Consider the following 12828-nt stretch of genomic DNA (forward strand, 5'->3'; position numbering starts at 1 on the left):
GGGAGCAAGAGAATGCTAATACTAACTCGTAGAGTAGGTGAAACCCTAATGATTGGTGACGAAGTAACTGTTACTGTATTAGGTGTTAAAGGAAATCAAGTTCGAATTGGTGTTAACGCACCTAAAGACGTTTCAGTGCATCGTGAAGAGATTTACATGCGTATACAAGCTGAAAAGTCTAACCCTAATCCGGGCAATGCTTAATCAACACGTATACTTAGCTGAGTAATGCACTTAGCTATACCAAAAGCCACTCACTGAGTGGCTTTTTTGTTTATAAAATCGCGCATTTCATCGGTTAATACACTGCTAGAAATATATTGCATACCTTTATTATGGTGCACTAAGTAGCCGTGGTTAGTTTTAATAATATGGGTTATTTCTGCCCACTTAAATGTATGGCTTTTATAGTGGTTTTCGGTGCTAATAGCGTCATCGGTAAACGAAAGAGTAACCGTTGAGCCCGAAGCACGACTAAACATTTGGCGCGTAACCCACCAAGGCCTGCGGTAATAAAAGGCAACGCATTCTAATACACCTAGCATTATTAAAAATGTACCTAGGTAATGATCGTCCATAGCGTAAATACTAATTAAACCTAAGCACACCAGTAATGCCAGCAAAAAATACTTTGGCTTGGCTGCTTTACTATAAGAGTGGGACTCGTCAAAGCATTCGTAGTAGTAGGGTTTATCGAGTGTGTATGTGGTGGTCAGTGCCATAATTGCTAATAAGTAATAGTTTTCGCTATTTTAACAAGCTAGCGTAAAAATCACACCCGTTAATGTAGGCTATGCATTATAAGAGTTAGAAGCCGCTTTTTGTTAGCGCACAAAAAAACGGCTTATTAAAAGCCGTTTTTTACGTTACCAAACAGATTAACAGTTAGTTTCTTCTGCGTTAACGCCTTCTTTAACATTTTCACATGCATCTTCAACAGAGTTTTGCACGTCAGTTACTGCTTCATCAATACGCTCACCTGCTTCTTCTGCGTGGTTGTCTTCACAACCCATCATAAAGAAACCTGCAAATACGGCGATTAGTGCTGCTTTTAAAGTTGTTGTGTTCATAATGTAATTCCTTGTATATGTTGATTGTTTAGTGTTTTAAGTATGTTAGTAGCTACCTGGGCGATTTACCGCGCAGCGCACCTGAAACTAAAGAAATCACTAAAAGTACTAAAAAGATAAAGAATATAATTTTTGCTATACCAGCTGCGGCACCTGCGATACCACCAAAACCTAACACTGCAGCGATTAAAGCAATAACTAAAAATGTAATTGTCCAGCGTAACATTGTTTTCTCCTTGGTTATCAAATTCGTTCGAAAGTAATAATGCCAGTTGCGTGCCAGAGTTTAATTTTATTAATTTTCAATATGTTATGGTTTTTTGAGCGAAGGTTGTAAATCTAGGATTGGTAAGTTTTACGTTTAACGATGTAACTTATTCACACTATTGTAAAGAGAGTAAAAAAATAAATATTTTTTGCGCGCTGCTTTACTAGTCTTGGTAAGACCAATTTACATTTTAGCCCAAACTGATTTTTTACCTGCCGTTTAACTTACTATTTTTTATGGTTTTTAAGTTGTTTTGGGTTTAACCATATAACCTTTGCCTATAACGGTTATTTTTATCATCTATATCTAAGCCAATTTAACCCAGTATTAGCTATGTTAACTATTGTGACTGTATGTTAGTTTAATTTTAATTGGTTTTACCAATTGACAGGTGGTGGACAAAGTTAAAAGTTTTGTTATCATTCGGTGAATAATTATTTAAATAAAGCGGTTTTTTATATCGCTATATAGTGCAGGGGGAGAAAAATGGATATAGGAGCTGTACTCACAACCGCAGGTAGCTTGATGCTGACGGGCATGGTGGGCGTGTTTGTATTTCTTTCAATATTGATTGGTGCTGTGTCACTCATGTCTAACTTGGTTGCTCGTTTTGACGAGGCTGAAGTTGCAATACCGGTTAAATCACCATCTTTAAAATCTCAAGGTGTGCCAAACGAGCACATCGCTGCTATTAGTGCTGCCATTGCTCAGTACAAATCAAATAATAAATAAGAGGCACACATGGCTAAATTAAAATTAACAGAACTTGTTTTACGCGATGCTCATCAGTCTTTACTTGCAACCCGTATGCGCTTAGATGACATGCTCCCTATTGCTAACAAACTTGATGATGCCGGTTATTGGTCTATTGAGTCGTGGGGCGGCGCTACGTTTGATTCGTGTATTCGTTATTTAGGTGAAGATCCGTGGGAGCGTATTCGTGCCCTTAAAAAAGCAATGCCTAATACTAAACAACAAATGCTATTGCGCGGGCAAAATTTATTGGGTTACCGCCACTATGCCGATGACGTGGTAGAAAAGTTTGTAGAGCGTGCCCACAAAAATGGTGTAGATGTATTTCGTATTTTTGACGCCATGAACGATGTACGTAACTTAGAAACGGCAATTAAAGCGGCTGTAAAAGTAGGAGCACACGCGCAAGGCACTATTTCTTATACTGTAAGCCCAGTGCATACCCTTGATATGTGGTTAACCCTTGCGAAACAGCTAGAGGATTTAGGTTGTCACTCTATTTGTATTAAAGATATGGCTGGCTTATTAAAACCATACGATGCAGAGCAACTTATTAAAGGGCTAAAAGAAACCGTTTCTATCCCTATTGCTATGCAGTGCCATGCAACCACAGGTTTAAGTACTGCTACATATCAAAAAGCCATTGATGCAGGCATTGATATGCTTGATACCGCTATTTCTTCAATGAGTATGACTTACGGTCATTCAGCTACAGAAACCATTGTAGCGATTGTTGAAGGAACGCCCCGCGATACCGAATTAGATTTAAACCAGCTAGAAGAAATAGCGGCTTATTTTAGAGATGTACGTAAAAAGTACGCCGCCTTTGAGGGGAGCCTTAAAGGTGTTGATGGCCGTATTTTACTCGCGCAAGTACCTGGTGGCATGTTAACCAACATGGAAAACCAACTGAAAGAGCAAGGCGCAGCAGATAAGCTAAATGAAGTATTACTTGAGATCCCACGCGTGCGTGAAGATTTAGGTTTTATTCCGCTAGTTACTCCAACATCGCAAATTGTAGGCACACAAGCAGTACTAAATGTGCTTACGGGTGAGCGTTATAAAACAATTACCAAAGAAACCGCCGGTGTTTTAAAAGGCGAGTATGGTTTAACACCTGCACCTATGAACAAAGAGCTGCAAGAGCGAGTGCTTGATGGCAGCGAGGTTATTACGTGTCGCCCTGCAGATAATATAGCCCCAGAGCTTGCATCGCTTGAAGCAGAGCTGCAAAAAGAAGCGCAAGAACAAGGTTTAACACTTGCTGATGAGCAAATAGATGATGTGCTTACCTATGCATTATTCCCACAGGTTGGCCTTAAATTTATTAAAAATCGCAACAACCCAGATGCCTTTGAAGCAGTGCCAAGTGCTGATGATGCAAACGCTAAGCCTGCAGCAAAACCTGCAAATAACAAAGGTGTTAGCGCTGAGCAATACAGCGTTAAAGTTGACGGTAAAGTTTACGATGTAGTGGTTGCGCAAGGTGGCGAGCTTAAAGAGGTAACGCTAAAAGATTCAGAGCACTTACCACAATCAGCATCGGTTGCATCAGGTGAAACACTGAATGCGCCACTGGCAGGTAATATTTTTAAAGTAAAAGTAAAAGCAGGCCAAGCCGTAAACGAAGGCGATGTGGTTGTTATTATGGAAGCGATGAAAATGGAAACCGAGGTTCGTGCAATGCACTCAGGTACTGTGGCTGAGGTCTTAGTGTCTGAAGGTGATGCTGTGACAACGGGCGATGCAATTATAGCGATGGCGTAGGAGTAGCTTTAATGGAAGGTCTTTTAAATCTTTGGCATGCTACCGGCATTGCTAACTTTACGTTTCCTGGCTTAATAATGATTGCGGTAGGGTGTTTGTTGTTGTTTTTAGCCATTGCTAAAAACTTTGAACCCCTATTACTGCTGCCTATTGGCTTTGGCGCAATACTGACTAATATTCCGGTTGCTGGGCTTTCTGACCCAGGTGGTTTGCTTTATTACGTGTATTACGTAGGTATTGATACGGGGATCTTCCCTTTATTAATTTTTATGGGAGTAGGGGCGCTAACCGATTTTAGTGCGCTTATTGCCAACCCGCGTATGTTATTACTGGGTGCAGCCGCGCAGTTTGGTATTTTTGCCACCTTGTTTGGGGCAATTTTATTAAACTATGTACCTGGCTTTGAATTTAGCTTACAAGATGCCTCAGCCATTGCCATTATTGGTGGTGCCGATGGCCCTACAGCCATATTTTTAGCATCTAAGCTTGCCCCTGATTTACTAGGTGCCATTGCGGTTGCTGCTTATTCTTACATGGCGTTAGTGCCAATTATTCAGCCGCCAATTATGCGCGCATTAACTACACCTGATGAGCGTGCTATTAAAATGCCAGAGCTGCGCAAAGTATCTAAAAAAGAGAAAATAGTATTTCCTTTAATGGTACTGAGCTTAACCGCTATGTTTTTACCAGCGGCTATTCCCTTAGTAGGCATGTTCTGTTTAGGTAATTTAATGCGTGAGTCTGGTGTTGTAGATAGGCTTAGTAACAGTGCCCAAAACGAAATTATTAATATAACCACGATATTTTTAGGTTTGGCAGTAGGCTCTAAACTAGCGGCTGATCAGTTTTTAACTGTAGAAACCATTGGTATTTTGGTGCTCGGTGCGCTGGCATTTGCTATTGGTACAGCATCGGGTGTGTTTATGGCAAAAGGCCTTAACAAGCTTTCTAAAACACCTATTAACCCTTTAATTGGTGCTGCGGGTGTATCGGCAGTACCGATGGCGGCGCGTGTAGTTAATAAAGTTGGGCTTGAGAATAACCCACATAACTTTTTACTTATGCATGCTATGGGGCCAAACGTAGCTGGGGTGCTAGGAAGTGCCGTAGCCGCAGGTATATTACTGGCGCTTGTTGGCTAGTATTTAGGATTTAATCCAACCGATTAGCGCAGTTTACTGCGCTTTTTTTATGCCTATAAAACTGCACGTATTAAAGTTTGTTTGCAGACGTGTTTTTGTTTACAGTGAGGGCTATGCACACTAATAAGGATAGTCATCATGCTTCACACCCCTTTGGCAAAATATTTACCTCATGTTAGTAGACTCGTTTTTGGCTGTATGGGCCTAGGCGGTGGTTGGAATAAAGACGCCATTACTAAGGCTCACTTAAAGCAAACTCACGAGTGTATTGATGCAGCCATAGCTGGCGGCATTAACTTTTTTGATCACGCCGATATTTATACCTTTGGCAAAGCCGAGCAGGTATTTGGCCAAGCACTAGCTGAGCGACCAGAGCTGCGCGAGCACATGTATATTCAATCTAAATGCGGTATACGCTTTGAAGATGATAAAGGCCCCAAGCGTTACGACTTTTCGGCCAAGTGGATTGAAGAGTCAGTTGAAGGTTCACTTAAACGTTTAAACACCGATTATCTTGATGTGCTTATGCTTCATCGCCCTGATCCGCTAATGGAAGTAGAAGAAATTGCACAAGTATTTAGCTGCCTACAAGAAAGCGGCAAAGTACGTAATTTTGCCGTATCAAACATGCAGCAGCACCAAATGAACTTTTTACAACATGCCTTAGATATGCCTATTGTTGCTAATCAAATTGAAGCAAGTTTACAAAAACATCAATTTGTTGATGAAGGTGTTTATGCAGGTAATGCAGATGGAAAAGATCTTAACTTTACACCGGGCAGTGTTGAGTATTGCCGCCACTTTGATATTCAAATACAAAGCTGGGGGAGTTTATGCCAAGGGCTATACACAGGGGGCGATTTAACAAATGCATCGCAAGCCGATATAAATACCAGCATACTCGTAAATAAGCTTGCTGCACTTTACGATACAACGCCTGAGGCAATTGTTTTAGCTTGGTTATTACGCCACCCTGCATTAATACAGCCAATTATTGGCACAACGAACGTTGAGCGTATTGCAGCGTCATGCGGTGCGCTAAATGTTACGTTAAGTCGCGAACATTGGTATGCATTGTATGTAAGTGCCAAAGGCCATGAATTACCATAATTAAGGTTTAGGAATGAATATATTTGTTATTTTAATTTGCTTGTTTGTCGCTCTTGCAGTGCTGATACCTTTGCTTGAAAAGTACCAAGGAAAAATGGGGTTGGATGGCGCAACCAAATACAGCAAATATATTTGGCCGCTGGTTATGGTTTCTTTAGTCGTACAGCTAATTTATGTATTAATGAATTAATGAACTAATAAACTAATAAATTAATAAAAAACACAAAAAAGCCTTTGTAGGTTAACCCTACAAAGGCTTTTTTAGTATCTATAACTTATACGTTACTTAAGTGCTAGCTGTAATTCGCGATTGCGTTCAAGCTGTGCAATAAAGTTTTCGGCAATAGGTTTAAACTTAGCAAGTTCAGAGCGTGGTAATGGCTCAGACTTAGGTAACTTAACGGTTTTAGGATTACGGTGTACACCATTTACTAAAAATTCGTAGTGTAGGTGCGCGCCTGTTACACGGCCGGTAGAACCCACGGTACCAATTTTGTCACCTTGTTTAACCTTTTGGCCTGTTTTAACAAGCTTTTTGTTAAGGTGTAAGTACTTAGTTACGTACTGTGTGCCATGGCTTATAAATACGTAGTTACCATTGTACTTACTGTAACCTGCTTTAATTACTTTACCGTTACCCGAGGCTACAACCGGAGTGCCTGTACGTGCTGCGTAATCAATACCACGGTGCGCTCTTACTTGCCCTGTTACCGGATGTAAGCGACGTGGGTTAAAGCTCGAGCTAATATATTTAAAGTTTACCGGCGCACGTAAAAATGCTTTTTTCATGCTGCGCCCTTCAGGCGTATAAAAGCTGCCGTCGGTATGGCGAATAGCCGCATAACGCTGGCCTTGGTTTATAAATTCTGCAGCAATAATTTTACCAGTGCCAATAAACTCGCCATCAACATAATGCGACTCGTAAATTAGCCCAAACTGATCGCCCTTACGAATATCGTTGGCAAAATCCACATCCCAACCAAATATATCAGCAAAGTTCATTATTTGGCGCTCGCTTAAGCCTGCAGCAATCGCTGAGGTCCAAAAGCTGCTAGAAATTTCGCCACCGGCTGTTTTGCTCAGTGTTTCTATTTCTTTGCTATCTATTGATGTGTCGTAATTACCTTCGTCATTTAAGGTAACAAACAAAGTATCTGTTTTTGAAATAACATAACGAAGCTGAGCTAAATCACCGTTTTCTGCTGTTGCAAAACTAAGTATTTCACCTGGGTGAATTTTAGTTAGTTTGCGTGTTTCAGCATTGGTGTTAATTAGCTTGTGAAGCGTTTGCGCTGAAAAGCCAGCACGCTTGAAGATAATTGCTAAATTATCGCCGTTTTTAACTTGATGATCGACTAAGTCGTATTCTGGCAGCTTTTCTGCTGCTTCTGGCGAATTTAATTCAGTTAATTTTTCGTTGTCTTCAACTTTAACTTGTAACTCGTAACGCTTACCAATTTCTAGTGCATTTGCACTATTGTCTTTGGATGCAGTCGCTTTTTCTGAAGGAAGAAAGGCTAAGCCAACAATAGCAGAAACCAAACCTAGAATAAGCAATTTGTGTTTTTTGGGAAGCGTGTTAACCACGTGAACCATAACGTGCCTTTTCTGCTGTCGTGAAAATAAAATATATATTAATGCAGGATATACGTAATAAGGTACGAATACTAGTAAATAAAGCTAAAAGCCCCGCAAATGTTAGTAAAATGACAATTTATAGTTGTTTAAGTTTATCGATTTAAACTGATTCTAAAGTACGCTAAAATCGGCGTTTAAACACCATTTCTAATTGCCTAACACAGTGAGACTAAGCTTATTGAGTTTAGTTGCATTATTCGCATAAAAAATTGTTTTAATTAGGTAGAAATTTGTTATGTTAGCAACATAAGTGCTTTTGGTTTAAATCTGTTTTAAACCCTTATGTAGCAAGTCATCTAGTTGCCCCTTCGTTGGCAGAATTTTGGAGTAATACACAGTGGATTTACAAACCGCTCTAGCAGAGATAAAACGCGGTGCAGAAGAGATATTAATTGAAGACGAATTAGTTGAAAAACTAAAGTCGGGCAAAAAGTTAAAAATTAAAGCCGGTTTCGATCCTACCGCGCCAGACTTACATTTAGGTCACACTGTACTAATTAATAAAATGAAAACCTTTCAAGATTTAGGTCATGAGGTTATTTTCTTAATTGGTGACTTTACCGGCATGATTGGCGATCCAACAGGCAAAAATGTAACACGTAAACCACTGACCCGTGAAGATGTACTTGCCAATGCTGAGACTTATAAAGAGCAAGTTTTTAAGATTTTAGACCCAGCTAAAACCACCGTTGCGTTTAATTCTTCGTGGATGGAAAACCTGGGCGCAGCAGGTATGATCAAACTTGCAGCTAATCAAACTGTAGCGCGTATGCTAGAGCGTGACGACTTTAAAAAGCGTTACGGCAACGGACAACCCATTGCAATTCACGAATTTTTATACCCACTCGTACAAGGCTGGGATTCGGTTGCACTTGAGTCAGACGTAGAGCTTGGTGGTACTGATCAGCGCTTTAACCTTTTAATGGGCCGCGAGCTTCAAAAAGTAGAAGGCCAAAAGCCTCAAACAGTATTAATGATGCCATTACTTGAAGGTACTGACGGCGTTCAAAAAATGTCTAAGTCGCTTGGTAATTACATTGGTATTACTGATGCGCCAAACGATATGTTTGGTAAAGTAATGTCGATTAGCGACGTACTTATGTGGCGCTATTACGACTTACTAAGCAGCTTATCAATCGAAGAAATTGCAGCGCAAAAACAACGCGTAGAGCAGGGCACTAACCCGCGTGATATTAAGATTGAGCTGGCGAAAGAGTTAATTGCACGTTTTCACAGTGAAGAAGCTGCGCAAGCCGCACACGATGACTTTATCAAACGTTTTCAGAAAAAAGCGCTACCTGATGAAATCCCTGAGCTGACAATTACCATTGCAGAAGAAGGTATTTTAATTGCTAACTTACTTAAAGAAGCTAATTTAGTAGCCAGTACTTCTGAAGCAATGCGCATGATTAAGCAAGGTGCAGTAAAACTTAACGGTGAAGATAAAATCACTGATACAAAACTTGAAGTAGTAAAAGGCACGACCGCTATTTACCAAGTAGGTAAGCGTAAGTTTGCCAACATTACTGTAGCGTAAGCGCAGTTAAAACTAAAAAACCAGCTTAGGCTGGTTTTTTTGTGCGCGTATTTTGGCTGCTAAAAAACCACTAAATCAGCTTTAATATCTCAATACTGATAATAACTAACAGCCAAAATGCACGCGCTTGATTTAATCTATTTATAATCACGGGTACGTCTTCGGCTTTTGGGAGTCGCTCGGTTCCAATACGCATTTTATTAAAACGCTTACCAAAATAAACCGCAGGGCCGCCTAGCTGTACGCCAATAGAGGCGGAGCACACACTTAAAATCCACCCTGTATTTGTTTGATAAAAGTGTCTGCCATAGTGCTTTATGTAATGCATACTTTGTTTACTGGCTTTGCTTGCGGCAATGGTTAATGCAAGTAAGCGTACGGGGATAAATTCGATTATAAACAAAAGTATTTTAAGCGGTTTTAAAAAGTGGCTATTAGGTGATATATCGGCGCGCCAAGCATGCTGCATTAAAGTCAGTAGCCGATACGCTAAAGTGGCAATTGGCCCAAGTAATAAAAATATAAATATAACGGTAAAGTAATTACGGGCAGTTCGTAAAATTAAGCTTTCAATTAAGGCTTTAATAATACCTGGCGCTGAGAGCTTATTGACCTCTCGGGCAAGCAGTGGCTTTACGAGTTCACGCGCGGTAGATTTTTGGTTTTGTTTTACTAACTTTGCAACACGCAGGGCTTTTTTTTCAATCGCTTTGCTTTCTAGGCACAAATATAAAATGAGGCCCGCGAGCAGCTCAGGATAAAAGGCAAATTCAAGCAGTAACACAATAATAATAAGAATAACGCTTAAAACTAGCGTACAGGCAAGAGTGGAGGCTAAATAAAGGTAACTTTTAGGCTCACTTGGTTTATAAACTCGTTTTCCTATAGCACTAAATATAGCGGTTAATACTGTATTAGGGTGATACCAGCTTTTTAACGGGAAAAAGCGCTCAGCAATGAGCGCCACAAAAAAGGCAATAAAGTCCAAATGGTTTTGAACAATATTGCTTAGCATTTACAGCGTAACTTTTGTTAGTTTTTCCAATAGTGCAACAACCATTTTTGATGAGTTGATTGATGCAGTCTCTAAGTATTCTTCAAACGATTGCGGCGACTCTTTACCGGCAATGTCAGACATAGAGCGAATAACCACAAATGGCGTATTAAGCGCAAAACACGTTTGTGCAATAGATGCGCCTTCCATTTCTACTGCAAGCATTGTAGGAAAGTCGCTGCGTGCTTTATCAATTCGCACTGGATCACACATAAATGAATCACCCGTACAAATTAAGCCTACTAAGGTTTTTACTTCGCTAATTTGCGCAATGGTTTGCTCGGCAGCTTCAACTAGTTTTGGGTGTGCGGCAAAGCCTGCTGGCATTTGTGGAACTTGGCCAATTTCGTAGCCAAAAGCGGTTACATCTACATCGTGATGGCGAACTTCTGAAGAGATAACAACATCGCCAACACTTAAAGAGGGATCAAAGCCACCGGCAGAACCTGTGTTGATAACACAGTCAGGATTAAAGTTATCAATTAATAACGTGGTTGCAATCGTTGAGGCCACTTTACCAATACCCGATTGCACAAGTGTTACTGTATTACCTGCTAATTCGCCTGTGTAAAAGGTAAACCCTGCTTTTGTTAGCACTTGTGGGTTTTGCATTGCTTCACGTAAAATTTTAACTTCTGGCTCCATTGCGCCAATAATACCAACATTCATAGTGTTTGATTCCTGAGTTTGAATACGTAGATTATACGTGAAGTTAGCAATAAAAAACAAAAAAGCGAGCTGTTTTACGGCTCGCTTTAAATACTTTTAGGAGAGTATTTAATTCTATTTTAAATTTCGGCTAACGCAGTGGTTTGCGCTTTAGCCTGAGAAGGTGACAATACCGCAGGTTTACTTACACGATTACGTGTTGGACGAGCCGATTGCACCGCTGCAGGTTTGCCTAATTTAAACATAATTGCATCGCGCACCTCAGAAGGGCGGTAGCCTGATTTTACTTTCATACGAATATGTGGAATGCCAGCAGATTCTAAAGCGCCGTTTACAAACCAGTCGCGCTGGGCTTTGTGGCCATCTTTATTGGCGTTGTTAACTAAATCGACCGCAGCCACTATCGTCATTTTTTCTTTATCTACCAGCACAAAATCGAGTTGCTTATTTTTAGCTTTAGCTAAAGCTGCACGTTTTGATTTAGCAGAGAGGCCTTGCTTGCAGTCGATTACATCGATGAGTTTGACGCGGCTCACAATTTTGTATTGATCGCCTACCGCACGCTCTAAAAGATTTAAAAATGCACCCTCAACCTGTGTAAACACGGTTTGTTTGCGGGTAAAAGGATAGGGATTGCCGCCATCATCACTAAATTTTGACGCAACCACAGAGGCCCCAACCACTAATACTAAAATTGATAATAAAGCGAATTCCATACGGTAACTCCATAACAACAAATTGACACTGCTCAAGTAAAGCAATTTACGTGCCTAAAAATTGGTTGTTATGGCTAATTACCGTATGTATTTATTATTGATGCAGCAGGGCTGTTAGGCTTTGAAACCGCCCTCAATTCCTTTAACGGCAATAGCGACTGCATCATGCGCATGGAGTGATTCGTAATGATTAATTTGCAGCCAGTAATCACTAAAGTTATCGTTTTCAAGAACCGCTTTAATTTTACGTGCAGCATCTTCACAAAACATTAAATTTTGACCGTTAAGGCGGGCAAATTCTTGCTCATCTTCACGTTTTACTGCCGCTTGTACCGGGGTTTTTAGCTCAGCTTCTAATGTATCAATTAAATTTACTACGTCAAATTCACTAATTGTGTTGTCTAGCTTTACTTTAACGTTTGCAATTGAACGCTGTGAGTGAGGCGTTGCCACAATACCCTGCGTTGTACCTAGCCATGCTAAAACGTCTTTTTGATTAAGTGTTTCTTGGTTAAACTTTTCGCTAAAAGCATTCTGAATAAGCTGGCGAGCAAGTGCTGCAGAGCATGGACAGGTTGATGAATAAGTAACATCAACGCTTAGCTCGTAGCTAATTACGCTATTTTCAATAGTGCTGGTTAGGGTAATTGGGTAGCTTTTCCAACCTGCTTTACCGCTTAATAACGATTTACGACGCAGCGGTAACTCAAATTTAAACTCTATTTGGGCTTTGTCACTTAATCCTTCGTGGCTGGTGATAAAGGTATCGAGTGCTTGAGCTAAAGTTTGTGGGTTAACTTGTTGCTCTGTTGAGAGTAAATCAAGCGCTAAAAATAAACGCGACATATGAATGCCTTTAGCGTCTTCTTTATGCAAATTAACAAAGGCACGCGCTTTTGCGTTAACGGTAACGGGTGCTAAATCTTTCGATTCAAAAATAAATGGCAGTTCTATTTCGCCCATACCAACCCAGTCTAACTTACCTGTTTGTAAGGCGGGAGCCGTATCAGCTATATCGGGCATGTTGGTTTGCATGTGCGCTACTCGTTATTGGTCATAATAAAGCGCAGCATTTTACACTAAATAATTTATTGCTGAAATGAT

15 protein-coding genes are annotated in these 12828 nt (G+C 40.3%); 7 read left to right on the forward strand and 8 right to left on the reverse strand.

Features of this window, described 5'->3' with window-relative positions:
- Nucleotides 1–12 precede the first annotated feature (12 nt).
- A complete protein-coding gene (gene csrA / locus MTF64_RS18830; protein WP_004587515.1) occupies nt 13–204 on the forward strand; it encodes a carbon storage regulator CsrA in 192 nt (63 codons plus the stop codon).
- 50 nt (nt 205–254) lie between these two features.
- Here the strand turns inward: csrA and MTF64_RS18835 are convergent, their stop codons facing one another.
- The 3 genes from MTF64_RS18835 to MTF64_RS18845 all read right to left on the reverse strand — a co-directional run bounded on the left by MTF64_RS18835 (nt 255) and on the right by MTF64_RS18845 (nt 1296).
- Nucleotides 255–722 carry a YcxB family protein gene (locus tag MTF64_RS18835; RefSeq protein WP_004587516.1) on the reverse strand — a complete coding sequence of 156 codons (468 nt, stop codon included), beginning with the start codon at nt 720–722 and terminating at the stop codon, nt 255–257.
- Nucleotides 723–878: 156 nt separating this feature from the next.
- The gene (locus tag MTF64_RS18840; protein WP_248452325.1) at nt 879–1070 is read right to left on the reverse strand and encodes a hypothetical protein; all 192 of its coding nucleotides are present in this window, start codon (nt 1068–1070) and stop codon (nt 879–881) included.
- A 52-nt stretch (nt 1071–1122) separates the two neighbouring features.
- Nucleotides 1123–1296, reverse strand: a complete 174-nt coding sequence (locus tag MTF64_RS18845; protein WP_002961939.1) for a DUF1328 family protein — start codon at nt 1294–1296, stop codon at nt 1123–1125.
- Nucleotides 1297–1824: 528 nt separating this feature from the next.
- Here MTF64_RS18845 and MTF64_RS18850 point away from each other — a divergent pair.
- The 5 genes from MTF64_RS18850 (at nt 1825) to MTF64_RS18870 (ending at nt 6300) form a co-directional block, all read left to right on the forward strand.
- Nucleotides 1825–2070 carry an OadG family transporter subunit gene (locus MTF64_RS18850; RefSeq protein ID WP_024031602.1) on the forward strand — a complete coding sequence of 82 codons (246 nt, stop codon included), beginning with the start codon at nt 1825–1827 and terminating at the stop codon, nt 2068–2070.
- Nucleotides 2071–2079: 9 nt separating this feature from the next.
- A complete protein-coding gene (gene oadA, locus MTF64_RS18855; RefSeq protein ID WP_248452326.1) occupies nt 2080–3858 on the forward strand; it encodes a sodium-extruding oxaloacetate decarboxylase subunit alpha in 1779 nt (592 codons plus the stop codon).
- A gap of 11 nt (nt 3859–3869) precedes the next feature.
- Nucleotides 3870–5000, forward strand: a complete 1131-nt coding sequence (locus MTF64_RS18860; protein ID WP_004587520.1) for a sodium ion-translocating decarboxylase subunit beta — start codon at nt 3870–3872, stop codon at nt 4998–5000.
- A gap of 138 nt (nt 5001–5138) precedes the next feature.
- Entirely contained in the window at nt 5139–6110 is a 972-nt protein-coding gene (locus tag MTF64_RS18865) for an aldo/keto reductase (protein WP_004587521.1), read from the forward strand.
- Nucleotides 6111–6123: 13 nt separating this feature from the next.
- Complete coding sequence (locus MTF64_RS18870; RefSeq protein ID WP_004587522.1) at nt 6124–6300, forward strand: hypothetical protein; 177 nt, start codon at nt 6124–6126, stop codon at nt 6298–6300.
- Between the two features lie 92 nt (nt 6301–6392).
- On the opposite strand, the gene MTF64_RS18875 is transcribed toward MTF64_RS18870, so the two are convergent.
- On the reverse strand, nt 6393–7706 hold the full coding sequence (locus tag MTF64_RS18875) for a peptidoglycan DD-metalloendopeptidase family protein (RefSeq protein WP_004587523.1): 1314 nt from the start codon (nt 7704–7706) through the stop codon (nt 6393–6395).
- A gap of 379 nt (nt 7707–8085) precedes the next feature.
- On the opposite strand from MTF64_RS18875, the gene tyrS reads away from it, so the two are divergent.
- The gene (gene tyrS / locus MTF64_RS18880; RefSeq protein ID WP_096740108.1) at nt 8086–9285 is read left to right on the forward strand and encodes a tyrosine--tRNA ligase; all 1200 of its coding nucleotides are present in this window, start codon (nt 8086–8088) and stop codon (nt 9283–9285) included.
- Nucleotides 9286–9355: 70 nt separating this feature from the next.
- On the opposite strand, the gene ampE is transcribed toward tyrS, so the two are convergent.
- The 4 genes from ampE to folE2 form a co-directional block, all read right to left on the reverse strand.
- Nucleotides 9356–10300 (reverse strand): regulatory signaling modulator protein AmpE, encoded by a 945-nt coding sequence (gene ampE, locus MTF64_RS18885; RefSeq protein ID WP_096740107.1) that lies wholly within the window; start codon nt 10298–10300, stop codon nt 9356–9358.
- Nucleotides 10301–11008: a 5'-methylthioadenosine/S-adenosylhomocysteine nucleosidase gene (gene mtnN / locus MTF64_RS18890; RefSeq protein WP_004587526.1), complete on the reverse strand. Its 708-nt coding sequence runs from the start codon at nt 11006–11008 to the stop codon at nt 10301–10303.
- 119 nt (nt 11009–11127) lie between these two features.
- Complete coding sequence (locus tag MTF64_RS18895; RefSeq protein ID WP_024031608.1) at nt 11128–11724, reverse strand: DUF2726 domain-containing protein; 597 nt, start codon at nt 11722–11724, stop codon at nt 11128–11130.
- Nucleotides 11725–11838: 114 nt separating this feature from the next.
- Entirely contained in the window at nt 11839–12759 is a 921-nt protein-coding gene (gene folE2, locus MTF64_RS18900) for a GTP cyclohydrolase FolE2 (protein WP_248452328.1), read from the reverse strand.
- Nucleotides 12760–12828: the final 69 nt, after the last annotated feature.

The organism is Pseudoalteromonas sp. 2CM41L, assembly GCF_023161905.1.
Lineage (GTDB): Bacteria > Pseudomonadota > Gammaproteobacteria > Enterobacterales > Alteromonadaceae > Pseudoalteromonas > Pseudoalteromonas atlantica.